The following is a 1789-nucleotide window of genomic DNA, read 5'->3' as shown; positions in this document are numbered from 1 at the left end:
TTTGATCGATAGTTTTAATAATACCTGATATTTTAGCCGCTGATTCGGTGATGGCGTGCATCGAATGGGAGAGTTGTTCCCCTTTCTCATATCCCGCTTTAGCCGAATCGTTTGCATTTTTCGCCAAGATATCGGCTTGACGAGCATTGTCAGTGTTTTGGGTGTTGATTGCGGTGGACTCTTCGAGAGTTGCGCTTACTTCCTCAACACTGCTTGCCTGCTCAGACGCCCCTTGTGCCAAAGACGAAGAAGAGGACGCAACCTGATCGGATGCCGAGGTGATTTGCATTGCGCCATCACGGATCGTAGAAACAGCATCACCGATAGAGGTATTAACAGATCGGATGGTGTAGAATGAAAGCCCTATGACCCCTAAAAAAACAACTAGTCCTCCGACTGTTAGAACCATAAGCAATTCGTCGGTATTTTTTTGTTGAAATTCAACTTCTTCACGCCCCACTTGTTTTTGAAGATTGAGCAACTTGGTAGCGCTCTCCATAACATCTTTAAAGAGGGGCCCGACAACTTTGACTCGATGCATATTTGCTGCTTTGAATTCGTTTCGATTCAAAAGCTCAGCGGCTGGAATCAGCCCTTCTTGAAAAAATTTCTCCCGTCTATCCTGAAACTCCTTCGCCAGTATTTTCTCTTCCGGTGTCAAATAGGTTGCCATATACGCATCCCATATTTTTGCGATTTCAGATGTATTTTTATGTATTTCATCCAAATGCATGGCAATAGGATGATTATGCAAAACATGCTCTTCCAAACGTATATCGTGCATACAAGCCAATGCAAGATGATTCATATTTGTTTGCATCAGACTAATGATCGTTCCGATATCTACCGCCGGTATCAACCTATCTTCGGTAATCGTATGGGCACCGTTAACCGAATCTTTTGCGTTGTGAACACTGTAAATTCCTACCCCTAGTAATATAGTCAGTAAGAAACCGACCAACATAACCATTTTTTTCCCGATTGTCCAATTACGCGTTTCCATTGTTATTCCTCTGTTTGGTTTTTTTGAATCTGTTCTAAACTGATAAGTTCATCCGCTTCAAAGAGCTTCAAAACATCCAAAATCATCACAACGTTATCTTCCATCTGTGCCATCGAGCAGATAAAATCGGTATCGATGTTGTTACCGAATTTCGGAGGATCACTCATGTTGGCACTGTCGATACTCGCTACTTCTTCAACACGATCGACGATAAAGCCGATATTAACTTTATCCACTTCGACGATCACGATCGCCGTGTGCATGTCCTCTTCTTTGGTTTCCATACCAAAGCGAAGACGTGTATCGACAACGGGGATGATAGAACCGCGCAGGTTGATGACGCCTCGCATATACTCAGGGGTTTTAGGGACATTGGTCACTTTCATAATCGCGATGATCTCTTTGATCCGATCGATCGCGATACCGTATTGCTCCTCGCCCAAAAAGAACGTCAAATACCGTTCTCGTCTCGATTGGGTCGTGTTTTGTTCCATTTTAGACTCCTATTATTATTTTTAAAAATTTCACCCATTTTTTCATTATCCCGTTCTCCATTTAGTAAAATCAATTTCTTTATGCCCCAACGGTATAGGTTCGCCAAAATAGTAGCCCTGCGAATAATCGATCCCCATCGATTTAACTTTTTCATAAATTGCTTTCGAATATACGAATTCCGCTACAGTAGGAATCCCCATAGCCTGAGCCAGCGAGATGATTGTTTTTACAATCATCTCTGAGGTTTTATTGCAGTCAATATCTTTGATGTAGGCGGAATCTATTTTTATG

Annotated in this window: 3 protein-coding genes; all 3 read right to left on the bottom strand. The window is 42.1% G+C overall.

All coding sequences use genetic code 11. The annotated features are described in order from the left end of the window. Positions 1–1003 (bottom strand): Tar ligand binding domain-containing protein (locus A2517_RS03800; RefSeq protein ID WP_294894302.1); only part of this gene is annotated, 1003 nt, incomplete at its 3' end. A 2-nt stretch (positions 1004–1005) separates the two neighbouring features. Continuing rightward, the gene (locus A2517_RS03795) at positions 1006–1497 is read right to left on the bottom strand and encodes a chemotaxis protein CheW (protein WP_294894300.1); all 492 of its coding nucleotides are present in this window, start codon (positions 1495–1497) and stop codon (positions 1006–1008) included. Between the two features lie 45 nt (positions 1498–1542). Continuing rightward, a partial coding sequence (locus A2517_RS03790) for an EAL domain-containing protein (protein ID WP_294894298.1) occupies positions 1543–1789 on the bottom strand: 247 nt, incomplete at its 5' end.

Origin of the sequence: Sulfuricurvum sp. RIFOXYD12_FULL_44_77, from assembly GCF_001830725.1 — a bacterium.
Lineage (GTDB): Bacteria > Campylobacterota > Campylobacteria > Campylobacterales > Sulfurimonadaceae > Sulfuricurvum > Sulfuricurvum kujiense_A.
This window is presented reverse-complemented; position numbering and strand designations above follow the sequence as displayed.

Excerpts from the sequence above, each read along its gene's own strand:
- A2517_RS03795 (WP_294894300.1), bottom strand. The coding sequence starts at position 1,497 with ATGGAACAAAACACGACCCAATCGAGACGAGAACGGTATTTGACGTTC.